Source organism: Streptomyces sp. LBL (assembly GCF_029893585.1).
Lineage (GTDB): Bacteria > Actinomycetota > Actinomycetes > Streptomycetales > Streptomycetaceae > Streptomyces.
On the sequence record NZ_JARXYX010000013.1, the window covers coordinates 24,675 to 50,022 of the forward strand.

16 protein-coding genes and 1 pseudogene are annotated in these 25,348 nt (G+C 71.2%); 11 read left to right on the top strand and 6 right to left on the bottom strand.

Annotation, left to right across the window (positions count from 1 at the left end; genetic code table 11):
• The 3 genes from M2271_RS17305 to M2271_RS17315 all read right to left on the bottom strand — a co-directional run bounded on the left by M2271_RS17305 (position 1) and on the right by M2271_RS17315 (position 5,348).
• A complete protein-coding gene (locus M2271_RS17305) occupies positions 1-3,081 on the bottom strand; it encodes an SNF2-related protein (protein WP_280888129.1) in 3,081 nt (1,026 codons plus the stop codon).
• Positions 3,082-3,168: 87 nt separating this feature from the next.
• Positions 3,169-4,542, bottom strand: coding sequence for a serine/threonine-protein kinase (locus M2271_RS17310; protein WP_280888130.1), 1,374 nt, complete (start codon positions 4,540-4,542; stop codon positions 3,169-3,171).
• 119 nt (positions 4,543-4,661) lie between these two features.
• Positions 4,662-5,348: a hypothetical protein gene (locus M2271_RS17315; protein WP_280888131.1), complete on the bottom strand. Its 687-nt coding sequence runs from the start codon at positions 5,346-5,348 to the stop codon at positions 4,662-4,664.
• Positions 5,349-5,635: 287 nt separating this feature from the next.
• Here M2271_RS17315 and M2271_RS17320 point away from each other — a divergent pair, with 287 nt between their 5' ends.
• The 10 genes and pseudogenes from M2271_RS17320 to M2271_RS17365 all read left to right on the top strand — a co-directional run bounded on the left by M2271_RS17320 (position 5,636) and on the right by M2271_RS17365 (position 21,134).
• Positions 5,636-7,486, top strand: a complete 1,851-nt coding sequence (locus tag M2271_RS17320) for a DUF4357 domain-containing protein (RefSeq protein ID WP_280888132.1) — start codon at positions 5,636-5,638, stop codon at positions 7,484-7,486.
• Positions 7,483-8,679: a restriction endonuclease gene (locus tag M2271_RS17325; protein WP_280888133.1), complete on the top strand. Its 1,197-nt coding sequence runs from the start codon at positions 7,483-7,485 to the stop codon at positions 8,677-8,679. The genes M2271_RS17320 and M2271_RS17325 overlap by 4 nt, the downstream gene beginning before the upstream one ends.
• Positions 8,680-8,802: 123 nt before the next feature.
• Positions 8,803-9,057: pseudogene (locus tag M2271_RS17330) on the top strand (ATP-binding protein); the annotation flags it as partial.
• Between the two features lie 31 nt (positions 9,058-9,088).
• Positions 9,089-10,870, top strand: coding sequence for a TIGR02677 family protein (locus M2271_RS17335; protein ID WP_280888134.1), 1,782 nt, complete (start codon positions 9,089-9,091; stop codon positions 10,868-10,870).
• Positions 10,867-12,120, top strand: coding sequence for a TIGR02678 family protein (locus M2271_RS17340; protein WP_280888135.1), 1,254 nt, complete (start codon positions 10,867-10,869; stop codon positions 12,118-12,120). Before M2271_RS17335 ends, M2271_RS17340 begins: the two co-directional genes overlap by 4 nt.
• Positions 12,117-16,388, top strand: coding sequence for a TIGR02680 family protein (locus tag M2271_RS17345; RefSeq protein WP_280888136.1), 4,272 nt, complete (start codon positions 12,117-12,119; stop codon positions 16,386-16,388). The genes M2271_RS17340 and M2271_RS17345 overlap by 4 nt, the downstream gene beginning before the upstream one ends.
• A complete protein-coding gene (locus tag M2271_RS17350) occupies positions 16,385-17,950 on the top strand; it encodes a TIGR02679 family protein (protein WP_280888307.1) in 1,566 nt (521 codons plus the stop codon). The genes M2271_RS17345 and M2271_RS17350 overlap by 4 nt, the downstream gene beginning before the upstream one ends.
• Before the next feature lie 40 nt (positions 17,951-17,990).
• Complete coding sequence (locus M2271_RS17355; RefSeq protein ID WP_280888137.1) at positions 17,991-18,425, top strand: VOC family protein; 435 nt, start codon at positions 17,991-17,993, stop codon at positions 18,423-18,425.
• Positions 18,426-18,982: 557 nt separating this feature from the next.
• Positions 18,983-20,344 (top strand): MFS transporter, encoded by a 1,362-nt coding sequence (locus M2271_RS17360; RefSeq protein ID WP_280888138.1) that lies wholly within the window; start codon positions 18,983-18,985, stop codon positions 20,342-20,344.
• Positions 20,345-20,936: 592 nt separating this feature from the next.
• Positions 20,937-21,134, top strand: a complete 198-nt coding sequence (locus M2271_RS17365) for a hypothetical protein (protein WP_280888139.1) — start codon at positions 20,937-20,939, stop codon at positions 21,132-21,134.
• Positions 21,135-21,224: 90 nt separating this feature from the next.
• On the opposite strand, the gene katG is transcribed toward M2271_RS17365, so the two are convergent.
• The 3 genes from katG to M2271_RS17380 all read right to left on the bottom strand — a co-directional run bounded on the left by katG (position 21,225) and on the right by M2271_RS17380 (position 24,700).
• Positions 21,225-23,447, bottom strand: a complete 2,223-nt coding sequence (katG, locus tag M2271_RS17370) for a catalase/peroxidase HPI (protein ID WP_280888140.1) — start codon at positions 23,445-23,447, stop codon at positions 21,225-21,227.
• 34 nt (positions 23,448-23,481) lie between these two features.
• Complete coding sequence (locus M2271_RS17375; RefSeq protein ID WP_280888141.1) at positions 23,482-23,937, bottom strand: Fur family transcriptional regulator; 456 nt, start codon at positions 23,935-23,937, stop codon at positions 23,482-23,484.
• Between the two features lie 283 nt (positions 23,938-24,220).
• A complete protein-coding gene (locus M2271_RS17380; RefSeq protein ID WP_280888142.1) occupies positions 24,221-24,700 on the bottom strand; it encodes a MarR family transcriptional regulator in 480 nt (159 codons plus the stop codon).
• Between the two features lie 83 nt (positions 24,701-24,783).
• Here M2271_RS17380 and M2271_RS17385 point away from each other — a divergent pair, with 83 nt between their 5' ends.
• Complete coding sequence (locus tag M2271_RS17385) at positions 24,784-25,299, top strand: YceI family protein (RefSeq protein WP_280888143.1); 516 nt, start codon at positions 24,784-24,786, stop codon at positions 25,297-25,299.
• The last annotated feature ends 49 nt before the right edge of the window (positions 25,300-25,348 follow it).

Genomic DNA, 25,348 nt, shown 5'->3' on the forward strand with positions numbered 1-25,348 from the left:
TCACAGGGCGGCGGACGAGGACGGGGGCCGGAGCGCGGTCGCGGTCGCGGACGGGACGGTGAGGGAGACGGACGGCGGCCCGTCGTCACCGTCCTCGCGGTCCGTGTCCGGCAGGAGCACCGCGAGGACCCGCAGCAGCGGCCTTCCGGTCGTCAGCAGGGAGTCGGCGAGATCGGCGAGGCGCTCCTTCGTACGCTCGTCGGCGAGGGTGGGCTGCCGCCAGGTGCCGAGCCGTCGCTTGTACTGCTCGATGGGCTCGCGCAGCGGTTCGTCCCAGGCGTCGCGGTGCGCGTTGAGGAACGCCTCGGCCGTGTCCAGCACCTGGGGGAGGGCCTTGCGCAGCGGCTTGGGATCGCGGTAGCGGAGCTTGTTCGCCATGGTGGGGCCGACACCGCAGCGGCGCAGCAGCGACACCATGTCGTCGTCGACCAGCCCTTCGCCCGTGGCCTCCAGCCAGGTGACCCCCATCCACTTCACGACGGTGGGCTTACCCAACTTGTTCGAATAGACGCCCTGGACCAGGTAGATGGGCTCCATCACGTTCGCCGTGATCATCGGGGCTTCCTGGCGGCCCATCCCGACAAGGACCTTGTCGGTGAGCCACTCCACGACCGGATGCAGGTCCGTCAGCAGGGAGATCTCCGGCCAGCTCGACGTGGACGACTCCCGGGCCCGCTGGAGGGAGTGCTCGGCGAGACGGCGGTTGAAGGTCACGAGCAGCCGCTCGCGCAGCCGTTGCTCGCGCAGGTAGTCCATGGGGAGCGCCTTGAGGCGGTGGACGAGTTCCGTCGGCGGCCGGAACGACAGCAGTCCCGACTGCTGATCGCGATCCAGGTCCAGCCGGTCACGGGCGTCCGGATACACCTCGCGCAGCGCCTCGTCCAGGAAGTGCGCGGTCGAGTCGAAGAGACGGGGGACCACGGGGCTCGCGGCGGCACGGTCGGCCGATGACGACCCCGTACCGGCCGATGACGACCCCGTACCGGCCGGGGCCGAGCTGCCGGACTCCGCCGCTCGTGGGCCCTCGCCGACGGGCCCGGACCCGCCGGCCTCACCCACGGGCCCGGCCTCACCGACCGAGCCGAAGAAGTCCGCCAGGAAGTCGTCCAGGCCCGCGTCCTCGCCGTCCGCGCCGGAGCGGCGGGCGTTCAGGGACTCGTCCACCGTCCTGCCGCGCAGCAGGTCCTGGATGAGGGACTTCTCCTCCGCCTCGGCCCGGTACAGCCCGGTCACCGCCTCGGCCGTACCCAGTGACCGGTGGGCCTGGTCCTCGCGTTCCAGGAGCCGCTCGGCGACCACCGTGTCGTCCTTGGCGCCCTTGACCTCGCTGGTCAGGATCAGCGCACGGAACTCGGGGGGACGGGCCTGCCCGTACCGGTCGATACGGCCGTTGCGCTGCTCGATACGGATCAGCGACCACGGCACGTCGTAGTGCACCAACTGGTGGCACTGGCGGTGCAGGTTGACGCCCTCGGAGGCCACATCACCGGTCAGCAGGACCCGTACGGGTGCGTCGGCCAGGCCGAACTCCTCGACGCAGGCCATCTGTTGCTCGTCGGAGAGGCCGCCGTGCATGACCCGGACGCAGTCACGGGCGGCCCGGCCCTTGAAGCCCAGCGCGGCGGGCAGCACCGCGGACAGCCACTCCAGGGTCTGCACACGCTCGGAGAAGACCACGACCCGTTCGTCCGAACCGGGCCCGACTCCGATCTTCTCGCGCAGTTGACGCACGAGGGCGGTGAACTTCGCGGAGTCCGCCTCGGTGAGGTCGGCGGCCAGTTCTGACAGCCGGTCGAGGGCGGCCAGTTCGGCCGCGGTGCCCTGCGGGTCGTCCTTCTTCTCCAGGGTTTTGACACGCGCGGAGACCGTGGCTCGCAGCGCCGCGTGGGAGGACAGGAACGACTTCAGCAACGTGTACGGGAAGAGGGGGACCGAGCTGACCGAGGTGCCGCCGTCGCCGGGCAGCCAGACGGCGGCCAGCTCCTCGAAGATCTTCTCCTCGGCGGGGGTGGCCGGGCAGCGCACGGAGTGGGAGGGACCGCGGTCCGCCCACTGGCCCTTCATCTGCTCCCGCACCTCGGGGCTGACCTTCGTACGGCGGATGAAGAGGTGCTCGATGTCCGCCGCGCGGTAGTTCTCCGGGTCCTGGATCGCCACCGGGTCGAGGAGGCCGATCAGTTCGGCGAAGGATTTGGCGTCGCCGTTGTGCGGGGTCGCCGACGCCAGGATCAGGGCGTCCGTGCGGGGAGCGAGGGTGCGCGCGAGCTGGTTGCGCAGGGAACCCCGGTTGATCAGGTTGTGCGACTCGTCGATGACGACCGCGTCCCAGCGGATCTGCTCCAGATGGTGCTGGTACTGGTCGGTGTTCTTCAGGGTGTCGATGGAGACGATGACCCGCTTGAACGAGGTGAAGGGGTTGCGGCCGGCCGGGATCTCCCGCTGGATCCGCTCGATGCCGACCGAGTCCAGCCGCACCAACGGGATCGCGAACCGCGTCCACAGCTCGTGCTGGAACTGCTCCAGCACATGCTGCGGCGTGACGACCAGGATGCGCTCGCCCCGGCCGCGACGGATCAGCTCGGCCAGGGTCAGCCCGATCTCCAGGGTCTTGCCGAGTCCCACCACGTCCGCGATCAGCAGACGCGGGCGGAGATTGGCGCCCGACAGGGCCAGCTCGGCGGGGCGCCGCTGGTACGGCAGCGGGTCCATCAGGAACGAGTCGGCCAGCGCGAGCCGACGCTCCGACTGGGGGAGCGCGGTGCGGCGCAGCACCGCCTCCAGGAACAGCCGGGAGCGGCGGTAGTTGGGGGAGTCGTCCATGACCAGAGCGGTCTCGCGGGGGTCCAGGAGCTCGATGCGGTCCAGGCCGGAGAAGAACACGGCCTCCTGGTCGCGGACGAACTCCGACACCCCGACGACCTCGATCCGGGTGCCGTCGTCCGTCGTGGGCATCGAGCTCCTGACCAGCCACACCTCGTCCCGCACGACCACCTGGGCGCCTGCCGGGTACTGGTCCTGGCCGGTCGTGTCCTGGCCGGTCGTGGCGACGCTCTGCTCCGCACTGGTCTGGACGGCGGTCACCCGTGGCCTCCTGAGGCGGTTCGGTCGTACAAGGCACGCGCCCCCTTCAGGGCCCGGCCATTATCGCGGGTCACAGGGGCGTATGGGTCAGAAGGGTGTACTGGCCGCATACGCCTCGCGCAGCCGCTGCGCGGTGATCCGGGCCTGCGCGGAATGCCGCAGCGAGCGCCGCTGAGCGCTACCGCTGCCCGCGTGGTCACGCCCCACCGGGCGAGCCGGGGAACGGGTGCCGCCCGGCTCCGCCGTCGTCCCGTCCGCCGGCTGCCGCCAGGCCGCCGTGGAGTCGGCCGCCCGGTCGGCGGGCGGGGGCGTGGGGGTGTCGACACGGGCGAAGAACAGGCGTGGATCCGTGGGCGGACGTACCTGGGCCGGAGGCATCGGAGGGGCGGGCATCGCGGGCTCCGGGCGGGTGGGCCGGAGCCCGCCCGGCTCCTGCCGGGCCGACCTGGGCGTGGGCGTCTCCGGCTCCTGCCGGCCGGGCGGTGTGTCGGCGGGGATGCCCGCCGTCTGAGCGCGGGTCCGGGCCGCCGGTCCCGACGCGGGCGGGCGGTCCACGGCGAGCAGGTCGTCGAGGACGTGGGCCGGCGCGGCCGTGTAGTTCGTGAGCCTGCGCCGCGCCTGAGCGACCTTCAGCCCGTGCGCCTCGATCAGCGCCCGGCACCGCCGTACGACCTCGTCGAGCGCGGGCCGGTCCTGGGGACGGTGAGCCAGCATCGCCGTCAGCAGCGGCACGAGCTCCTCCGGCGTCCCCGAGAGGTCCGGCGAGGTCGCCGGATCGACGACCTGGTGGAACAGGAGGTGGATGTTGTCGGCCAGGTAGGGGGCGTGCCCAGCGGCGGCGAACAGCAGCACCGCGCCCAACCCGTACACGTCGACCGCCGTGGTCAGCGGCTTCTCGCCGCCGGCCTGCTCGGGTGGCATACAGGAGGGCGTGCCGACGACCGTGTTGGCCGCGGTCAGCGACACACTGGACTCCGCGAACACCGCGAGCCCGAAGTCGATCACCTTGGGCCCGTTGGGGCCGAGAAGCACATTGGCCGGCTTCAGATCACGGTGCAGCAGCCCCTGCTTGTGCACCGTCGCCAGCGCCTCCGCGAGCGTCGCGCCCAGCGAGGCGGTGAGCAGGGCGTCGAGCGGGCCGTGCCTGCCCACATGCCGGCTCAGGTCCAGCCCCTCGACGTACTCGGTCGCCAGCCACGGCGGGTCAGCCTCCGGGTCGGCGTCCAGCAGCGCGGCGACCCGGGCCCCCCAGACCGTCTTGAGGATCTCCACCTCCTGCGCGAACCTCAGCCGGGTCTCGTGGTCCACGACCGACGGCTTGATCACCTTCACCGCTGCCGGTTCCCCGCCCGGCGACTCCCCCAGATACACCTGCCCCATGCCGCCCTGCCCGATCCGCCCGAGCAACTCGTACCCGCCCAACTCGGCGGGATCGTCGGGACTGAGGGGCGCGATGTGCACGTGAGGCCTCACATTCGGGACGAGCGAGCCGGGGCAGCTGTTCATCGCCACGCTAGACCACGCCTGGAAGGAAGGGGGCCGGTCAGCTCAGGTGACGAGGGGCGAAGCACGGGTCCTCCCTATCTCAGGTCCCGTCGGCGCTCGGCCAGGCACCGCTGCCACAATTCGTACGAGCGCTGTGCCTCGCGAAGTGACTCACCGGCGAATTCCTTGTCGGCGAAGCCGACCGCGGCGACCTGTTCCACCACGGTCACCAGGTGGGTGGCCACACGAGCAATCCGGTCCGCGTGCACCAGTTTCAGCTGGGGCCTCAGTTGCTCTTCGCGGCCGGCCACCGCGAGCAGGTCCGTATAGTCGTCGGGCTCGGTGTACGCGGACGGGAGCTTCGGCAGGTCGTCGGCGGTGCGGCGGACGACAGCCATAGGAGCGGACGCATCCCGGTCCTCCCTGCCCAGCACGCGGTTCAGCAGTTGGCGCGTTTCATCGGTGCTTCGCACCCGGGCAGCGACCGTCTCCAACTCCGTCAACTCGGCGGGGATCTCCGCCGCGGACTCCGCCATGAGATGTACGCGCAGGCGGTCCGCAACCTTCCTGCCGACCTCCGAGGCTTCGTCGATCACGTGGTCGCACGCGTCGAGTTCGGCGAACGCACGCTCTGCCGTCCGTACCGAGGCACGAACCATCTCCGCCGGGTCACACTCGAAGCCGCCCACCGCATGGACGAGCTCCGATACGGACATGCCCAGTGCCGCGGGCAGCGCCTCCGCCTGCGGCTTCCCCGCCGGCACCGTCGTTCCGCTACTCACTGTTCCCCCTCATGCCTGGTCCCCATCGGAACAGATCATGGGCGCAGCACGCTTACGAGGGCAATCCGGGCTCCGACCGCTGGCCGGAAACGCTCCTACGGCTGTCACCCCGGCACCCGCCGCCCGCAGAATGCCCGAATGCAGTGCCAGGAGGCCGCCTTGGCGCTGCCGGTCGACATGCCGGCCTTCGTAGCTGCGTGTCGGGACTGTGCAGTTGCCTGCTGATTGCGGCCTGGTCCTTGCCTCGCGTAAGTACCTAACAGTGACCTGAGTAACTGAGGAGACGGATGACCGAGGAGTACCCGGAGTTCCTGCTGCGCCTGCCGCACGGTGGGCCGTCGGCGCGCGGGCGGTTGCTCACGGAGAAGGGGACCAACGGCAGCCAGAAGATGGTGGTCCTGGCCGGTTCGCCGGCCCGCCCTGAGGTCGTACCCTCCTTCCCCTTGCGGATGCCGTCCTCCCACCGGCTGCGGGAGCAACTGCGGGACGAGGGCACGATCAAGGAGACGACGACCTGGCCCGGGTGGCTCGAAGTGGTCAGTGACGTCGAGTGCAACTCACCGTCCGCCGCGGCGGAGATCCTCCTCGGCCGCAGCGCCAACGGCTGGCTGGAGTGGAAGACAGCCGACGGCCGACCGCTCGCCGACTTCCTGGAACAGGCGTCGGCCGGCCCCAGCCGTGCCTGGCTGGTCCGCGACCCCAGCGTCACCGGTCTCGCTCCGGTCGACCAGGAGTGGCTGACCGAGGGTCGTGTGACGCTCGCCGCGGACCGGCTGAGGCCCGGGGTGACCCCGGGCATCAGCAAGGAGAACCTACGCGCCATCGTGGACGAGGACTACGAATCTGCGGTCGCCTACAGCCAGAAGGCCCGGTTCGTCGACGAGTTCCATGCGTTCCTCTCCCGGATGAGACCGGGTGACACCGTCTGCGTGTTCCCCGGCGACAAGCTGTACGCAGGTGAGATCACCGGCAACGCTGAGCAGATCGCCACAGAGGACGGGCGCAGCGTTCTGCGGCGCCCGGTGGAGTGGAGCGAGGGCTATCCGTACGACAAGCTTCCGGAGGAGCTTCAGCAGAAGCTGAACACCGGACACGACCTGGTCGACTTGACGGCGGTGAAGGGCATCCTCGACGGACTCTGGGTCACCGACGACGAACTGAAGAAGGCAGCCCAGGAATCCGCCGACACCTCCGGCGTCGCGCTTCAGACCATCGCCGCCCGCCGTGACCTTGACTTCCCTCACCCCGATGAGGCACTGCGCAAGAAGCTCAACGTCCACAGACTCGCATGGCTGAGCGAGGTACGGGACCTGCTCTGGGACGAACGTCAGCTGATCTTCTACGGGCCACCCGGAACCGGCAAGACCTACCTCGCGCAGGAAATAGCCGAATTCCTCGGCGGCGGCCCGGAGCAGGTCAAGCTGGTGCAGTTCCACCCCAGCTACGCCTACGAGGACTTCTTCGAGGGGTTCCGGCCCCGGGAAGACCCGGACACCCGCGAGGTCGCGTTCCGGCTGACTCCCGGTCCGCTTCGTGAACTGGCCGATCTCGCCCGCCTGGAGGGCAGGGGGCACATCCCGCACTTCCTGATCATCGACGAGATCAACCGCGCCAATCTGGCCAAGGTCTTCGGTGAGTTGTACTTCCTGCTGGAGTACCGCAAGAAGTCGGTCCGGCTGACCTACTCGGGCGAGGACTTCGCCCTGCCCCGGAACCTGTTCGTCATCGGCACGATGAACACCGCCGACCGGTCCATCGCGCTGGTGGACGCGGCGATGCGACGACGGTTCGCCTTCGTGGAGCTCTCGCCGAGAACCGAACCCACCAGCGGACTTCTCCGGCGCTGGTTGGAGGGCGAGAGGAAGGACGCCGAGCCGGCCGACCTGCTCGACGCCCTCAACGCCCGTATCGACGACCCCGACTTCCGGCTCGGGCCGTCGTACCTGATGAAACCCGGCGTCTACCGCGAGGGCGGACTGGAACGCACCTGGCGGACAAAGATCCTGCCCCTGCTGGAAGAACACCATTACGGGGAAGGCGTGGATATCGAGAAACGGTACGGGCTGGCGACGCTACAGGCCTCCGCGCGCAGGACACCTGAAGCGGATGACGCCTCGGAAGGCACCGGCACGCCGTGACCGACGTTCACCTCGTCGAACACGCCCCGGCGAAAGTCGTGTCCCTCCCGGACGAGGCAGGGCGGGCCCTGGCCGCTTCGAAGATCGTGGACGCCGTACCCGATCCGTACGAGCCGGGGCTGTGGCGGCTGCGAGCGGGAAGCAAGGTCGGGGCCGTGGCGCTCGATGTCCCGGGAGGCGAGACCGTCCGGCTGCGGATCACGCCCAAAGTGCCCATCGGGCGCCTGTTTTTCCTCCTTGGCTACAGCCTCGACCCACGCGGCTGGCGGGACGCAGAGGTCGACGCCGCCGGATACGACGAACTCCTGCCGGCGTTCGCCCACGCAGTGGAGCGGCAGACGGACCGGGCACTACGGCAGGGGGTTCTGCAGGGTTACCGGCCCACCGAAACCACGGCGTTCGTCGTACGAGGCCGGATCCGCGAAGCCGATCAGATCCGGCGACGATTCGGGGCCCCACTGCCGGTGGAGACGGCATACGACGAGTTCACCACGGACATCACCGAGAACCGCATCCTGAGGTCCGCGGTGGAACGACTGCTGCGCCTGCCCGGCGTGCCCCGAGCCGTCCGCACACGCCTGATGCATCAGCGGGCCAGGCTCGCGGACGCCACCCCACTCGGAAGGGGGCAGGCGGTCCCACCATGGCTGCCGAACCGTCTCAACGCCCGGTATCACCACGCCCTCCATCTGGCAGGGCTCGTACTGGACGGAGCGTCGGCCGAGCATCTGCCGGGCGGGCTGCGGATGAACGGCTTCCTCTTCAACATGAACAAGGTCTTCGAGGACTTCGTCTGCGTCGCGCTCCGTGAGGCCCTGTCCGCCTACGGCGGATATGTCGCGCTGCAGGCCAGGGACATCTTCCTGGATGAAGGCGACACCATCCGGATGCGACCGGACCTCGTCTGGTACAGGGCGTCCGGAGCTCCGTTGGCTGTGGCGGACGCGAAGTACAAGGTGGGCAGGCCGCAAGGGTATCCCGATGTCGATCTGTACCAGATGTTGGCGTATTGCACCTCTCTGGGACTGGAGAACGGGCACCTCGTCTACGCGAAAGGCAACGCACCGCACGCCGGCCACATGGTCCGCCGTTCCGGCATCGGGCTGCACCAGCACGCTCTCGATCTCGACCAGGCCCCGTCGGAACTTCTCAGAGAGATGGGTGTTCTGGCCGAGCGCATGGTGCGACAGTGACACCACTGATCGACGAGGTGCGAGTCGTGCCGACGCGTGCCGGGCCGGACCATTCGCCTCCGTCGAAGGGACCACCTTCTTCCTCCAGGCGCACCCGTCCGAATGAGATATGACGCCTGGTGTGTCCCCGGACGCGACTTCCACCTGTTCCTGCACGTGGTCGCGCCCACCCGTACGGTCAGAGTCGAGGTCACTGACAGCCGTACCGAACGGACCCCGCCCGGCCCGAAGGCGCTGCGGGCCCCCGGCGCCGAGGACACCGGCGGCCGAGGACTGCTCCTCGTCGCGGGGCTCGCCACCCGCTGGGGCTGGCACTTCCGGTCCGAAGGGCCGGGCAAGACGGTGTGGGCGGAGTACGTGTTCACGACTCCCACGTGAGCTCGTGAGCGGGGTGGAACAATGTGGCGAGATGACCTCCATCGACTACACCCCCTTTGCCCACCTGACCGCCCCCAACGCCGCCCTCTACCGCCAGGTGATGCGCGCGTTCCTCACCGCCAAGGAACGGTTCGCGGTGCATCTGCGGCCGGAGGACGTGTACGCCGCGCTGGACGCGGGGAGTCGGCCTGCCGAGGTCGAGGCGGTGGTGAAGGCGCTGGACAGTCTTGTCGGCTGGGGCAATCTGCGGGCCGATCCGGACCACGCGCGGGTGACGGCGGTCGAGGACTTCTATCGCAGGCGGTTCATCTACCAGCTCACGCGGGCCGGTGAGGCGGCCGAGGCGGCGCTGGGGACGTACGACGAGGTGCTGGGGCGGCGCGGTCAACTCCAGGCGGTCGCCCTGCACGACATCGTCACGCAGCTGCGGGCCCTCCTGGTGATCGCCGCGGAGGACGAGCCCGACCCGGCCAAGGCGTACATCGCCCTGTCCGTGCTGACGGCGCGGTTCACCGACCTCGCGGACAACGCCCGTGCCTTCATGGGGTCCCTGCAACGGACCATCGACCTGCACGACATCGAGGTCGAGGCGTTCCTCGCGTACAAGGACCGGCTGATCCAGTACCTGGAGCGGTTCATCCAGGACCTCATCACCCTCGGCGGGCGGATCGCCCTGCTGATCGGGGAGCTGGAGGATCAGGGCCGGGTCGGGCCGCTGCTGAGGCTCGCCGCCGTCCGGGAGGCCGCCGACGCCGCTCCTGAGGACGCCGAGCACGCGGAGGCGGCGGCGTACGGGAAGTGGGCCGGCCGGTGGTCCGGCCTCGCCCAGTGGTTCGTGTCGGGGGAGGGGCGGGAGTCGCAGGCCAGGCTGCTGCGGGGGCGGGCCCTGGGGGCGATTCCGCAACTGCTCGCCGTCGTACGGCAGTTGAACGAGCGGCGGGCCGGGCGTTCCGACCGTTCCGCCGACTTCCGGGCGCTGGCGCGCTGGTTCGCCCAGGCGCCGGACGACGCGGCGCGGCACCGGCTGTGGCGGGTGGCGTTCGGGCTGCACTCCTCCCGGCACCTCACCGTCGACGCCGACACCCTCGCCGAGCGGGCGGCCTCACCGGAGCCGGCGTCGACCCCGTGGAGGGAGGCACGGCCCCTGCGTATCAGCCCCCAACTGCGCCGTACGGGCAGTTACGAGCGGCGGGGCAAGCCGCGCAAGGTCGCCGACCGGGGTGAGGCGAAGCGCAGGCTCGCCGAGATCGCCGCCCGGCAGGCGGGGGAGGCCAGACAGGCGCGGGACCGTCTCGTGACGGGCGGGCCGGTGCGGCTGTCCCGGCTGGGTGAACTCGATCCGGCGTCCTTCCAGTTGTTCCTGGGTCTGCTCGGCGACGCGCTCGCCACCTGGCGGCCGGGCATGACGACCACCGTGGCCACCAGTTCCGACGGCTCGATGGAGATCCGGCTGACCGCCCTCGACGACGGTTCGACCGCCGAAGTGCACACCCCGGATGGGGTGTTCAGCGGACCCGACCATCTGGTCGACATCATCGACAGCAGCGGTATCGGCGATATCGGCGACAGCAGCGGTAGCAGCGATCTCACGGAGGAAGGGGAGGGCAGTGCGCCCTCCGGGAGGGCACCCGCACCGGCCATGGGGCCGGGGCCGGAGTCCGTCGGGCCGGAGCCGCAGTCCGCCGAGTCCTGGCCGCAGCCCACCGGGCCGGAGCCGCAGGCCACCGCCGTCCCACGGCAGGACGCCTCGCTCCCGCCGCCCTCCCCGCTTCCGCCCTCACGGGCCACGCAACACCTTATGGAGAACCGATGACCGGCCCCCTCGCCGAGGTCCTCGACGGTCAGCGCCAAGCCGACCTGCAGCGGGCCGCGCGGGCCCTGCTGAAGGAGCCGTTGCTCACCGCCGAGGGGCCGTACACCGACGAGTTCCGGCTGGTGCGCCGGCACGCCGCCGAGCTGCGGGAGTGGTTCGAGCGCAACGCCGGCTGGGCGCTGCGCACGGACACCGACGCCGCACGGCTGCGCAAGACACCGGGCGCCCTCACCGACGCCACGCACCCGGCCCGGGAGGCCGCCCGGACCGCTCTGCCCTTCACCCGCCGCCGCTACGTCCTGTTCTGCCTGACGCTGGCCGCGCTGGAGCGGGGCGAGTCGCAGGTGGCGCTCGGCCGCCTCGCCGAACAGGTCGTCCTGGCCGCCGCCGATCCCGAACTCGTCGCCGCCGGGATCACGTTCACCCTGGAGCGGCGCGACGAGCGCCTCGACCTCGCGGCCGTCGTACGCCTGCTGCTGCGGCTCGGTGTGCTGCGGCGGGTGGCCGGCGACGAGGAGGCGTACGTCAGCGGATCGGGGGACGTGCTGTACGACGTACGGCGGCGCGTGCTGGCCGGGATGTCGGCGTCCCTGCGCGGCCCCTCCATGGTCGAGGCCGAGGACTTCGAGGAGCGTCTGGTGGAGATGACGGCGCAGACCGCCCTCGACAGCGACGAGCTCAGGTTCCGCGCGATCCGCTGGAAGCTGACCCGCCGCCTCCTCGACGACCCGGTGCTCTACTACGACGACCTCACCGACGACGAACTCGCCTACCTCACCCGGCAGCGCGGCTTCATCACCGCGCGGATCAACGAACTGACCGGGCTGGTCGCGGAGGTGCGTGCCGAGGGCATCGCCATGGTCGACCCCCTGGACGACCTCACCGACGTACGCATGCCCGAACAGGGCACACACGGTCACATCACCCTGCTGCTGGCAGGGCACCTGGCACGGGCCGCCGGACCCGTCCAACCGGCGGAACTGGCGGACCGCGTACGGGAACTGGCCCTGGAGCACGGCGGTTTCTGGTCCAAGTCGGCGAGGGAGCCGGGAGCGGAGCCCGAACTCGTCGAGCAGGCGCTGACGAAGCTGGTGGCGCTGGGGCTCGCCGAGCGCACGGAACGCGGCGTCGTACCCCGCCCGGCCCTCGCCCGGTACGCGGTCGGCGAGCCCGTGATCAAGCAACCGGGACCCGCCGGCCCCCACCACCCCGCCGCAGCCCTGGGCATGACCATGAAGGACGAAAGGTGAACCGCGCCGTGACCGCGCTCCCCACCCCCGCGCCCGGCCGGTGGCGGCCCCTGCGTATCGGGCTCGTCGACCTGTTCCACTACGACGTCGAGGAGTTCTGGTTCCGCGACGGCCGCCTGCTGCTGCGCGGCAACAACGGCACCGGCAAGTCGAAGGTGCTCGCCCTCACCCTGCCGTTCCTGCTGGACGGCGACCTCTCCGCCCGCCGTGTCGAACCCGACGGCGACCCGGGCAAGCGAATGGAGTGGAACCTGCTCCTGGGCGGCCGGCACCCGCATGCGGAGCGCCTCGGCTACACCTGGATCGAGTTCGGACGGCTCGACGACACCACGGGCGAGGCGCACTTCCGTACGCTGCTCTGCGGGCTGAAGGCGGTCGCCGGACGCGGCATCGCCCGCCACTGGTTCGCGGTGACGGACCAGCGGATCGGCGCCGGCCTCGACCTGCTGGACGCGACCGGAACGGCACTGTCCCGGGACCGGCTCGCGGAGGCCGTCGGCAGTCACGGCATGGTCTACGACACGGCGAAGACGTATCGCAGAGCGGTCGACGAAGCCCTCTTCGGGCTCGGGGAGCGGCGCTACGGCGCCCTCGTCGACCTTCTGATCCAGCTGCGCCAGCCCCAGCTGTCCAAGCGCCCCAGCGAGGCCGCCCTGTCCAAGGCGCTGACCGAGGCGCTGCCGCCGATGGACCAGGCGGTCGTCGCCGACGCGGCGGAGGCGTTCCGGTCGCTGGAGGAGGAGAAGGAGGAACTGCGGGCGGCCCGCGAGGCCGAGCAGGCGTCCTCGGCGTTCCTCGACCACTACCGGCGCTACGCCCGCCTGGCCTCCCGGCGCCGCGCCCGCCTGCCCCGCCGCGAACACGCCCGCTACGAGAACCTCCAGCGGGAACTCCTCAAGGCGCAGACGGACCGGGACCAGGCGGTGACGGACCGCGAGGAGGCGGGGGAGAGGGGCGCCGCACTCGACGAGCGGGCCGCGCGGCTGGCCGCCCAGGACGCCGCGCTGCGGTCCGGGCCCGAGATGCGCGACGCCCGCGCACTCGACCAGGCGGCGACCGACGCCTCCCGCACCGCCGGGGAGCTGACCCGGGCCGAGGCGGACCGGCGGACGGCGGCCGAGGCGCACACCCGTGCCCTGGGCCGGCTCGCCACCGCGGACAACCGGCTCACGGCGGCCCAGGAGGTGCTGGACGACCTCCAGAACCGCGTGACGGAGAGTGCGGAGACGGCCCGGCTCGACGTCCCCAGGACACACGGGGCTCCTGACCCGGTGCTGCGCCGGGAGGCTCAGGAGGCGACGACGGGCAGGCGGCGTGCCGTCGAGCACGTGGCGGAACTCGTCACGCGGGCCGAGCGGGCCGAGGAGCAGCGCGGGGCGGCCCGGTTGCGCGCCGACGAGGCCGACGAGGAGGCCGTGCACAGCGGGGAGCGGCTGGCCGAGGCGCAGGAGAACGTCGACGGGGCGGGACGGGCGCTGGTCACGGCCGTGCGGGAACACCTCTCCGGGTGCGTGGAGCTACGGATGCCCGGGCTGCCGGGAGTCCTGGACGCCGTACAGAACTGGGTGAGCGGGCTGGACGGCCCCCTGCCGGCCCGTACGGCGGCGGCCGAGGCGCACCGCACCGCCGCCGCCCGCCTGGCCGACCGGGCGTCCGGGCTGGCCCACCGCGAGGCGGCGAGAGCGGAACGGCAGCGGCTGGCGGCCGAGGAGCTGACCGCCCTCGAAACGGGCGGGCAGCGCGGTCCCTCGGCTCCGTACACGCGCACGCCCGACGTCCGGGACCGAGTCCTCGGCGCCCCGCTGTGGCGACTCGTCGACTTCCGCCCGCACGTCCCCGAGGCCGACCGGGCGGGACTGGAAGCCGCGCTGGAGGCGTCGGGGCTCCTCGACGCCTGGGTACGGCCGGACGGTACCGCGGTCACGGCGGACGGCCATGACGTACTGGTCCACCCGGACGGCCACCCCGTGCCGCTCGCCCCGGACGGCCACCACGTGCCGCTCGACCCGGACGGCCACCCCGTGCCGCTCGATCCGCACGGTCACGACGTGCTGCTCGACCCGGACGGGCTGCTCGGCGGAGCCGGTCTCGACCGTGTGCTGTGCCCGGCGGTCAACCCCGTGGACGTGGGGGCCGCCGCCGTGGGGGAGGAGAGGGTCGCGCGCCTGCTCGCCTCGATCGGGCTGGCCGAGGGGAACGGCGACCGGACCGAGGAGACCTCCTGGGAAGCCGGCGGCCACGACACCTGGGTCCGCGCGGACGGGCGGTTCCGGGTCGGCGCGCTCACCGGAAGCTGGGCCAAGGACAGAGCCCAGTACGTGGGAGAAGGCGCCCGGGAACAGGCCCGCCGCGCCCGGATCGGCGAACTGCGCACCGAGATCGACGCGTTGGCGGAGGAACGGCAGCGACTGGCCGAGGAGTCCCGCGCCGTGGGCGAGCGTCGCGCCGTGCTCGACGCCGAACTCGCCGCCGTACCGGGCGACGATGACCTGCGGCACGCCCACGCACGCGTCACCGCCGCCGCCGACACGGCCCACCGGGCCCGTACCCGGCAGGACGAGCGGGCCGCGGACCTGGCCCTGGCCACGGAACAGGCCGACCGGGCGACGGCCGAGCTCACCGAGACCGCGACCGCCCTGAACCTGCCCACCGACACGGCGGGACTGGGCGCCGTACGCCAGGCGCTCGCCGATCACACCGCCCTCCTCGCGGCGCTGTGGCCGGCGCTGCGGGAACGCGCCGACGCGGAGCGCGCGGTGACCGGCGAGCAGGCGGAGACCCGCCGGGCCGAACTCCTCGTGTCCCAACTCGCGGAGCGCGCCACGGAGGCGGTCCGGGCCGCCGCGGCGGCGGACGAACACCTCACGACACTCCGCTCCACCGTCGGAGCGGCCGTGGCCGAGCTCCAGCGGCGACTGGAGGAGACGGCCGAGGCCGTCCGCGTCTGCGCGCGCGAACAGCAGCAGGCCCGTACGGACTTCGGTGACGCGGACCGGCGGGCCAGCCGCGCCGAGGGGCGCATCGAGCGGCTCGCCGAGGACGTCACCGACGCGACCGCCGCACGCGAGGAAGCCGTCGCGGCGCTCCAGCGGTTCGCCTCGACGGGGCTGCTCGCCGTCGCGCTGCCCGACCTCGCCGTACCGGACGACGACGAGAAGACCTGGGCGGCCACCCCCGCCGTAGCCCTGGCCCGCGCCGTCGAGTCCCGGCTCTCCTCCATCGACGACTCGGACGCGGCCTGGGAACGCGTACAGAAACGGCTGAGCGAGGAGTTCGGCAGGCTCCAGGACGCGCTGTCGCGGCACGGCCACACCGCCACCGCCCGTCCGAGCGAGGACGGCATGCGGGTCGACATCGTCTACCAGGGCCGCGAACGGGCCGTGCCCGAACTCGCCGAGGCGCTCGCCGTGGAGGTCGGCGAACTGACCCGCATCCTGTCCGCACGCGAGCGCGAGATCCTCCAGACCCATCTCGTCACCGAGGTCGCCGGGACACTCCAGGAACTGATCGGGGCCGCCGAACGACAGGTGCGCGCGATGAACAAGGAGTTGGAGGAGCGCCCCACCTCGACGGGAATGAAGCTGCGACTGGTGTGGCGGGCGTCCCGTCGGGCCCCGCAGGGACTGGCTCAGGCACGGGAACGGCTGCGCCAGTCCGCCGACGCGTGGTCGCCCGAGGACCGGGCCGCGGTCGGCGCGTTCCTCCAGGAGCAGATCGCCCGACGACAGGCCGACGAGAACGCCGGCAGCTGGCTGGAGGACCTGACCGCCGCCCTCGACTACCGGGCCTGGCACGAGTTCGGCGTCGAACGCCACCAGCACGGCAAGTGGGTCCCGGCCACCGGGCCCGCCTCGGGCGGTGAACGGGTACTCGCGGCGTCCGTACCCCTGTTCGCCGCCGCGTCCTCCCACTACGCGACCGCGGGCGGCGCCCACGCCCCGCGCCTGGTCACCCTGGACGAGGCGTTCGCCGGCGTCGACGACGACTCGCGCGCCAAGTGCCTCGGCCTGCTGCGCGCCTTCGACCTCGACGTCGTCATGACCAGCGAACGCGAATGGGCCTGCTACCCCCAGGTACCGGGCATCGCCATCGCCCAGCTCTCGCGCGTCGACGACATCGACGCCGTACTGGTGACGCGGTGGGAGTGGAACGGCAGCGACCGGCGGCGCGGCCCGGAGCCCGGCGCCGTCGTTGACGGCACCGGTGAAGCTCCGGGTCGGACGACCGTTGTCGACGGCACCGGCGCACCGGAGGCCCTGTGGACATGAATCCCGCGGGCGGTGCGCGGCCGGACGCGGAGACGACTTCGTCCGTCCCCAGCGGCAGGGTTCCCGAGACCCAGGCGGTGTCCGGACGGGAGGCACGGGAGGTACGGGAGGCACCGACACCGGCGACACGGAAGACACCGGAGGACGACGCCGTGGTGGACGTGGCGCCGACCGCGCCGCCACCGGCCGGGGACCGGGCCGGGCTGGCCGTGCCACCGCCGGCCGGGGACCGGACTGGGCCGACCCCGCCACCGCCGGCCGGAGACCGGGCCGGGCCGACCCCGCCACCGCCGGCCGGAGACCGACTCGGCATCGACGCCGAGCGGCTCGGCCGTCTGCTCGGTGACGCAGGCCTCGCCTGGCTCGTGGACCGAGCCCGGCAGCGGATGGTACGCGGCCGGCCGCTCACCGGCCCCGTCACCCTGTCCCACCCCGACGAATCCCAACGCCGCGCCGCCGACCGGCTGCTGGGACGGGCGCCCCGCGCCGGCGGCTCCCTGAGCGTTCGCCTCGACACCGTCGACGCGATCCTGCGGCGCTCCGGTGTCAGCCGCGACGGACTGGCGGCCGCCGTGGTGGCCCTCACCGGCCCCGTCACACTCCGCGCGGAGGTACGGGACCGGGAGGAACGCGCCTGGGAAAAGGCGTACGCCCCACTCGGCGCCCTCGATGCCGGGCTGGCCGACTGGGCCGAACGGATCCGCAGGGACGGCCTCGTACGACGCCTCGCCCGCACACCGGAAGTGGCCGGCCCCTTGGTGGCGGATGCCGTGCGCGCGCTGCGTGCGCTGCCCGTGTCGCCCCCTGCCGCGCGAGCGACGTTCGCGGCACAGAACCTCTCGGGCGCCCACGACCTGGACGACGGGAAACCGCTCGCCACTCTCGTCCTGTCCGGGATCCGTTGGCTCACCGGCTTTCCGGACGGCGCCGGTGGCCCATGGCGGCGGGAGGCATGGGCTTCGGCGGGTCTGCTCATGGACGACCTGTCATCGACCGTCCTCACCCTCAACCTGCGAGGTACCCCCTCCCTCGACTGGATGGCCGACGCGGGTGAGCCCGCGGTACTGACGCTGCGCTCCCTCACCCGTCGCACACCGGTTGCCGCCGTCCCGGCCACGGGAACCGTCCACGTCTGTGAGAACCCGGCCGTGCTGTCCGCCGCTGCCGACGCCTTCGGCCCGAAGTGCCCGCCGCTGGTGTGCCTCCAAGGGCAGCCGTCGGCGGCCGCCCTCACCCTGCTGCGCGACCTGTCCGCGCAGGGGGCCGGCCTGCTCCACCACGGCGACTTCGACTGGGGCGGCGTACGCATCGCCACCGCGCTGAGCCGCAGCGTCCCTTGGCGACCATGGCGCTACACGGCCGCCCACTACCGGGCGGCGGTGACCGGAGTGGCCGACGCCCCGGACCTGACGGGCCCACCCGCCGCGACCCCGTGGGATCCGGACCTGGCCGTCGCTCTCGCCGAGTGCGGTGTCCGGGTCGAGGAGGAGGCGGTGCTGGACGACCTGCTGGCGGACCTGGAAGTTCCCGCTACGGAGGACATAGCCGAACACCGGGGGTAAACCCGTGGAGAGACGAAAGATCCGTCTCTACGATGGGCCGATGACGTCGATCAAGCAGGTCCAGATCACCTTCGACTGCGCAGAACCGGAGCGCGTCGCTCGTTTCTGGTGCGAGGTGTTGGGGTACGTCGTACCGCCGCCGCCGGAGGGGTTTGCCACTTGGGACGATTTCGATCGCTCGCTGCCGCCTGAGCGTCAGGGTGCAGCGTTCGCCTGTATGGATCCCTCAGGTGTGGGCCCGCGACTGTTCTTCCAGCGCGTTCCCGAAGGCAAGGTCGTCAAGAATCGGGTGCACCTTGACGTGCGGGTCGGCACCGGGCTCGTGGGTGAAGAGCGCCTGGCCGCACTTGAGGCCGAATGCGCACGACTGGTCCCGCTCGGCGCGGTACGCGGGCGGCTGCTGCGTGCCGACGGCGTCAACGAGTCGTGCCTCCCGATGCAGGACATCGAGGGTAACGAGTTCTGTCTCGACTGAGTGGCCGCGAACGTGGCACCTTCGCGTGTCGACTGGTGCAGTTCGCCACCCCGAGGGGCGCCGTCCCGTCGGCGCGCCGATCGCTGTCCCGCGGCGCGGCCAACGGTCCTGACCCAGAACCCCCTCTTCGGTGTCCACAAGCAGGGACCCGGTACGGGGTGGGCGCCGACCGAGTCCCCGGCGGGATCCGGCGTTATGTGTGTCCCGCCCTCCGTATCCTGATAATCTCCACCCAGTCCTGGGATGCCTCAACTGCCCCCGGACGTGCGCCTGGACGCGGTTTCGCCCGCGCTGTCGCGATCTGCTTTCCGCACCCTGGGCCGATGAACCGGCCGGTGTCGTTCCTGAGCGCGTTCATGGTCCATCAGGCGTACGCGACAGCGAGCGGCTCCCCGGCGGACGGGTGGCCGCGGTCCTCCCGCACGCACCCCACAGACGACTGTCTGGTGGGGTTTCGCTGTTTCACCACCCGGTGCCCTCCCCGTCGCGGGCGGCGCCGGGCAACCACCTGTTCCCCGCCGCGGTCGAGCCGCGGTCCACCCACCAGGGAGCCATGCATGACGTCTCCGTCGCCGCAGCGACCGCCCGAACTGCCGAACCGCCCGAAGGGAGAATCCGACGAGACGTCGAAAGACCTCGATGAGACATCGAAGGCCCCGGAGATCCCGCTGCGGCGCATCCCCGGGTTCCGCTGGTTCTGGTTGTCGCGCGCGGTGTCCGGGCTGGGCTCCGCAATCACCACCGTCGCCCTGCCCGTGCTGATCTTCCAGGAGACCGGCTCGCCCCTGATGGTGTCCCTGGTGGCAGCCGCCGCGACCCTGCCCTACCTGGTCTTCGGACTGATCGCGGGCACCGTCGCGGACCGGGTGGACCGGCGCCGCCTGATGATCGTCACCGACTGGCTCAACGCGGCCTGTCTCGCCTCCGTCCCGCTCGCCTCGGCCCTGGACGTGCTGACCGGAGGCCACGTCCTCGTCGTGGCGCTCGCGTCGGCCGCCCTCAGCCTCTTCTTCGACGCGGGCGTGTACGGGTTCGTCCCGGACATCGTCGGCAAGGGCAACCTGGCCGGGGCCAACAGCGCCCTCTACGGCGCCGATACCGTCGTACGCATCGCCGGGAACGCGGTGGCGGGCGGCCTGATCTTCCTGTTCCGCCCCGCCGGCACGCTGGCACTGGACGCCCTCTCCTTCGCCGTGTCCGCCCTGCTCATCAGGGCTGTCTCGCACTCGCACTCGCACTCGCACTCGCACTCGCACACCACGGAACGGCCCGGCACACCGAGAGCCAAGCAACCGGGGTGGAAGGAGTCCGTCCACGAGGGACTCCGCTTCCTCTACCGCCAGTCCACGCTGCGCGTCATGACCGTGGTCGGCACCCTGCAGTCGTTCTCCGGCGGGGCGATCATCGGACAGCTCGTCGTCTTCGCCGACCGGGTGCTGGGCATCCAGGGATCCGACGGGCGGATCGGTCTGCTGTACATGGCGTGGAGCGCCGGAGGCATCGGCGGGTCCGTGCTGCTGCCCCGGCTGCGGCGCCGTTTCGAGGCCTTCCCGCTGTTGCTCGGGGTGCTCCCGATCGGGGCGCTGCTCGGCCTGGTCGTCGTCCTCACGTCCGACTGGCGTGTCGCCCTGGTCGCGCTGGCCGTGTGGGGGTCGGCCTACCTCGTCGTCCTGGTGAACACGATGACCTACTCCCAGGAGGTGACCCCCGCCGAGCTCCAGGGCCGGGTCAACACCACCCGCCGGATGCTCTCCTCGGGGCTGGGTGTTCCGCTCGGTGCGCTGGTGGCGAGCACCGTCACCGTGCGGGTGGGCATCCAGGCCGGAATGTCCACGGCCGTCGTGTCGATCGCCCTGGCCGCCGTCGTGGTCTGGGGCGTGCAGCTGCGCAGGTGGCTGCGGGGGCGGACGGAGGAGTAGCACGATGGTGCGCGCCCGCGTTGGTTGTGCGCGCCCGCGTCGGCGGTGCTGGTTCGTCGCTGCGGCGGGGGCCCGCGTGCAGAACGCCCTCTCTCCGCACTCGGGCGCGAGGCCCAGGGGATCGGCAATGAGGCAGCGGGCGGTCTCCGCGCAAACATCGGAGGCGGAGGATGGTTCGGGTGGTGGGTCGGGTGCCGAAGATCCGGTAAACCTGCACACCGTTCACCGGCAGGACGCGCGGAACCTGAACCGTACTCACGACCGGGCCGGATCATGTCGGTCTCGGCGCGGGGTGTCCGTCTCGTAGAACGTCGGCGGCCCGTCGGCAACCCGTCGTACGTGCAGGAAGATGCGGGCCGAGTGAAGGAGTCGGTGTGTCCGGTCACTGCCCGGTCACACCGGTGACGTCGCGTTCCCGGCTGAGCCTCGGACCGCTGGCCGCCCTCCTGTGGGCGTGCTTTGATCCTGCGCGTGGCGCAAGTCGCCGGGAGGGCCCCCGTTTCGTGAATCAGACGAGCTCTGCCATTCCGAAGAAGCCCAGAAGAAGCACAAAGAAACTCAGAAGAAGTTCATACGAAGGGAACCGCACGTGATGAACCACGCCGTCCAGGTTGAAGCAGCCGAGATCTCCGACGCCGACCTGGACAACGTCTCCGGTGGATTCGCCGCCGGTGGCTCCGGCGGTCTCTGCCTTGAGACGCCGGTCGCGAACATCAGTGCCGGCCTCCTGGCCTTCGCTTCCACCGAGGGCCTTGCGGCGGGAGCGAGCCTCAACACCACCGCTCCGTGACAACAGACGACGCGTGTACGCCTGTGGGCCCCGGATCGGATGATCCGGGGCCCACAGGGCGTACAGCGGGGTTTCAGCGAGGTGGGTCGATCAGATCAGGTCGAACCGGTCCAGGTTCATGACCTTGTCCCACGCGGAGACGAAGTCCTTCACGAACTTCTCCTTCGCGTCGTCGCTCGCGTAGACCTCGGCGAGCGCGCGCAGCTCGGAGTTCGAGCCGAACACGAGGTCGGCACGGGTGCCCGCCCACTTGAGCTCGCCCGTGGCGGCGTCGCGGCCCTCGAACGTGGTCTGGTCCTCCGACGTCGACTTCCACGTCGTGCCCAGGTCGAGCAGGTTGACGAAGTAGTCGTTGGTCAGCGACTCGGGCGTCGTGGTGAGGACGCCGAGCTGTGACTGCTGGTGGTTCGCGCCGAGGACGCGGAGGCCACCGACGAGGACCGTCATCTCGGGGGCGCTCAGGTCCAGCAGGTTCGCCTTGTCGAGCAGCAGGAACTCGGCCGGCAGGCGGTTGCCCTTGCCCTGGTAGTTGCGGAACCCGTCGGCGGTCGGCTCGAGCGCGGCGAACGACTCGACGTCCGTCTGCTTCTGCGTGGCGTCGACGCGGCCCGGCGTGAAGGGCACCTGGACCGCGAAGCCGGCCTCCTTGGCGGCCTTCTCCACGGCGGCGACGCCACCGAGCACGATCAGGTCGGCCAGCGAGACCTTCTTGGCACCGGAGCCGAACTCCTGCTGGATCCCCTCAAGGGTGCGCAGCACGGTCGCCAGCTGGTCGGGGTCGTTGGCCTCCCAGCCGCGCTGCGGCTCCAGGCGGATGCGGGCACCGTTGGCGCCGCCGCGCTTGTCGCTGACGCGGAAGGACGAGGCCGAGGCCCACGCGGTGGAGACCAGCTGCGAGACGGACAGTCCCGACTCGAGGAGCTTGGTCTTGAGGGTCGCGATGTCCTCGGTGTCGATGACCTCGCCCTCGGCCTCGGGCAGCGGGTCCTGCCAGTCGAGGGTCTCGTCCGGGACCTCCGGGCCGAGGTACAGCGACTTCGGGCCCATGTCGCGGTGGGTCAGCTTGTACCAGGCGCGGGCGAAGGCGTCCGCGAACTGGTCCGGGTTCTCGTAGAACCGGCGCGAGATCTGCTCGTAGACCGGGTCGAAGCGCAGCGCCAGGTCGGTGGTGAGCATCGTCGGGGCGTGGCTCTTGGACGGGTCGTGGGCGTCCGGGACGGTGCCCGCGCCGGCCCCGTCCTTCGCCACCCACTGCTTGGCGCCGGCCGGGCTCTCGGTCAGCTCCCACTCGAACTCGAAGAGGTTCTTGAAGAAGCCGTGGCTCCACTGCGTCGGTGTGCTGGTCCAGGTGACCTCCAGACCGGAGGTGATCGCGTCGCCGCCCTTGCCGGTGCCGTAGGTGCTCTTCCAGCCGAGGCCCTGCTGCTCCAGCGGGGCGGCCTCGGGGTCGTCGCCCACGTTGTCCGCGGGGCCCGCGCCGTGGGTCTTGCCGAAGGTGTGTCCGCCCGCGATCAGGGCGACCGTCTCCTCGTCGTTCATCGCCATCCGGCGGAACGTCTCACGGATGTCACGGGCCGAGGCGATCGGGTCCGGGTTGCCGTTGGGGCCCTCCGGGTTGACGTAGATCAGGCCCATCTGGACCGCGCCGAGCGGGTTCTCCAGCTCACGGTCGCCGGTGTAGCGCTGGTCGTCGAGCCAGGTGGTCTCGGGACCCCAGTACACGTCCTCCTCGGGCTCCCAGACGTCCTCGCGGCCGCCGCCGAAGCCGAAGGTCTCGAAGCCCATCTGCTCCAGCGCGACGTTGCCCGTGAGGATCATGAGGTCGGCCCAGGAGATGCTCTGGCCGTACTTCTTCTTCACCGGCCACAGCAGACGGCGGGCCTTGTCGAGGTTGGCGTTGTCCGGCCAGCTGTTCAGCGGCGCGAAGCGCTGCTGGCCGGCGCCGGCACCGCCGCGGCCGTCGCTGATCCGGTAGGTGCCGGCGCTGTGCCAGGCCATACGGATCATCAGCGGGCCGTAGTTGCCGAAGTCGGCCGGCCACCAGTCCTGCGAGGTGGTTAGCACCTCGGCGATGTCCCGCTTCACGGCCGGGAGGTCGAGGGCCTTGAACGCCTCGGCGTAGTCGAACTCCTCGCCGAGAGGGTTGGCCACGGCCGGGTTCTTCGCAAGGATCTTCACGTTGAGCCGCTCCGGCCACCACTGGCGGTTTCCGCCGCCCTGGGTCGGGTGCGCCGCGCGCCCGTGCGCGACCGGGCAGCCGCCCGTCTCCTCCGGCTTCGGGTCGCTGACGATCGCGTCGTGGTTCTCGGTCATACGAAATCCTTCCAAGCGGGGTGGATCTAAATGCTCAGGAACTGGGGGCGGTGGAAGCGGTGGAAGCGGTGGAACAGGAGGGGCACTGGCCCCAGTAGATGACCTCGGCCTCGTCGATCGAGAAGCCATGGTCGTCGGACGCGGTCAGACAGGGGGCCTCGCCGCGCTCGCAGTCGACGTCGGCGACGACACCGCAGGACCGGCACACGACGTGGTGGTGGTTGTCCCCGACCCGGCCCTCGAACCGGGCCGGGCTGCCGGCCGGTTCGATGCGGCGTATGAGCCCGGCCGCCGTGAGGGCGTGGAGGGCCTCGTACACGGCCTGGACGGAGATGTGACCCACGCGGTCGCGCACTCCGGAGGCGATCGCCTCGACCCCGAGGTGATCACCGGCCCGCACGGTGTCGAGCAGCGCGACACGAGCGGCCGTCACCCGCAGGCCGACACCGCGCAGCTGGTCGGCGGTGGTCGGGCTCGGGGGTGAAGTCATGCGGTCAACCTACCCTCTCAAACACGAACGGTTCAAGAAATGGATTGGTTCCAATTCTTAAATCGTCCTGAATGTGGCATGCCTGCGGTGAGCGGGCCGCCTTCGCGGGTACGGCCGGGCGGGGGAAACGTCAGCGTCGAAGCCGTGCGCGGGCTGTACGTCTGCTGCCTGGAGGTCGTGGTCGCCGGATGGCACGGGCCGACCGGGGCACCCCGTGGGCGCACCGACCACGGGGTGCCCGATCCGACGCCCGAGGGCTTACCGTTCGGCGTCCGTGCGTCCCTTATTCGGCGTCCGAGGGCTCCGTGAGGTCGGGCAGCAGTGCGCGCATCGCCTTTCGCTGGGTGGGGCCCATGAACCGGCCGAGGGCCTGGACGACGGTCTCGGAGAGAGGCTCGGAGACCTCCGTCAGCAGGCGCCGGGCCTTGTCGGTGAGGATGACCTCGACGCCCCGTTTGTCGCCGCACACCGACTTGCGGGTGACGAGGCCGGCGTGCTGGAGGCAGGCGATCTGGTAGGTCAGGCGGGTCTTGGGGCGGCCCAGGAGTTCCGCGATCCGTGTCATGCGCAGGCCCGCGGGCTGCTCGGCCAGCAGACACAGGACCAGGAACTCGTCGTGCGAGACGTCGAGCCCTTCCTTCACGGCCGCGCGCAGCTGTTGTTCCACGGCTCCGGTCGCGGCGAGCAGCACCATCCAGGCCCGCAGCTCGGTCGGCAGGAGTCCGTCACCGGACATGGAGGGACACGTGGGCAGATCGTCCATGGATACGATTCTAGCGGTTGTCCAAATTTGAATTATTGGCTAGCCTGATGTCATCCAAATTTGGACGATAGGGAGCAAGGATCATGACCGTCACCGTCGAAACCGGCACCTGGCAGCTCGACCGCACCGCCTCCACCGTCGCCCTGCGGCACAAGACCATGTGGGGCCTGGTCACCGTGAAGGGCACCTTCACCGGCGTCACCGGACAGGGCGAGGTACGGCCCGACGGGTCGGCCGTCGGCACCCTCACCCTCGACGCCGCTTCCCTGGACACCAAGCACACCAAGCGCGACAAGCACCTGCGGTCCGCCGACTTCTTCGACGTCGAGAATCACCCCGAGATCACCTTCACGGTCCGCAGCGCCGAGCTCCGCGACGGCCAGACGGTCCACGTCGTCGGTCAGCTGACCGCGCGAGGCGTCAGCAGGCCCCAGTCCTTCACCGCGCGCATGGTCGGAGCCGACGCCGACGCGCTCACCCTGGACGCCGAATTCTCCGTGGACCGCGCACAGTTCGGCATGGGCTGGAACCAGATGGGCATGATCCGCGGCCTGACCACGATCGCCGCCACGCTCAAGTTCACGCGGACGGCAGCTTGATGTAACCGCCCGGCAGCGTCTGCGGCGAGGCCGTGAACACCGTGGACGC

Coding starts and splice junctions, on each gene's coding strand:
- M2271_RS17320 (WP_280888132.1), top strand. CDS start 5,636: ATGACCGAGGAGTACCCGGAGTTCCTGCTGCGCCTGCCGCACGGTGGG.
- M2271_RS17335 (WP_280888134.1), top strand. CDS start 9,089: ATGACCTCCATCGACTACACCCCCTTTGCCCACCTGACCGCCCCCAAC.
- M2271_RS17340 (WP_280888135.1), top strand. CDS start 10,867: ATGACCGGCCCCCTCGCCGAGGTCCTCGACGGTCAGCGCCAAGCCGAC.
- M2271_RS17350 (WP_280888307.1), top strand. CDS start 16,385: ATGAATCCCGCGGGCGGTGCGCGGCCGGACGCGGAGACGACTTCGTCC.
- M2271_RS17355 (WP_280888137.1), top strand. CDS start 17,991: ATGACGTCGATCAAGCAGGTCCAGATCACCTTCGACTGCGCAGAACCG.
- M2271_RS17360 (WP_280888138.1), top strand. CDS start 18,983: ATGACGTCTCCGTCGCCGCAGCGACCGCCCGAACTGCCGAACCGCCCG.
- M2271_RS17365 (WP_280888139.1), top strand. CDS start 20,937: ATGAACCACGCCGTCCAGGTTGAAGCAGCCGAGATCTCCGACGCCGAC.
- katG (WP_280888140.1), bottom strand. CDS start 23,447: ATGACCGAGAACCACGACGCGATCGTCAGCGACCCGAAGCCGGAGGAG.
- M2271_RS17375 (WP_280888141.1), bottom strand. CDS start 23,937: ATGACTTCACCCCCGAGCCCGACCACCGCCGACCAGCTGCGCGGTGTC.
- M2271_RS17380 (WP_280888142.1), bottom strand. CDS start 24,700: ATGGACGATCTGCCCACGTGTCCCTCCATGTCCGGTGACGGACTCCTG.
- M2271_RS17385 (WP_280888143.1), top strand. CDS start 24,784: ATGACCGTCACCGTCGAAACCGGCACCTGGCAGCTCGACCGCACCGCC.